This window comes from Flavihumibacter cheonanensis (assembly GCF_022352215.1).
Lineage (GTDB): Bacteria > Bacteroidota > Bacteroidia > Chitinophagales > Chitinophagaceae > Flavihumibacter > Flavihumibacter cheonanensis.
The window spans coordinates 1-285 of the sequence record NZ_JAKRWF010000151.1 but is presented as its reverse complement, the minus strand read 5'-3'; the positions used below and the strand labels follow the sequence as shown (position 1 = coordinate 285).

At 55.4% G+C, this 285-nt stretch carries 1 protein-coding gene; it reads right to left on the bottom strand.

Features of this window, described 5'->3' with window-relative positions:
• Nucleotides 1-285 (bottom strand): ATP citrate lyase citrate-binding domain-containing protein (locus MD536_RS21490; RefSeq protein ID WP_239603834.1); only part of this gene is annotated, 285 nt, incomplete at both ends.

The window sequence follows — 285 nt, the reverse complement described above, 5'->3', positions numbered from 1 at the left end:
CATGTGCATCTCGGGGCCGTAAACTTCTATTGACACTCCCAGTGTGCCTCCAAGCTCACGCATGAGCTTTAAGCCCAGCTCGTAGTTGGGGCCGCCCCGTCTCACGTAGATCTTAACGTTGCATTCTCGGAGCCGTTCCTGGCACTCCTTCAGGGCCATGACCACCCCTTTGAAGGTCTTGGCCACATCGGTGAAGTTGGCAATGGCCCCTCCTATCAGCAGAACCTTGCCCTGAGGATCAGGCTCGCGGGTCATCAGGTCCAGGATGATCTTAGTGTAGTAATA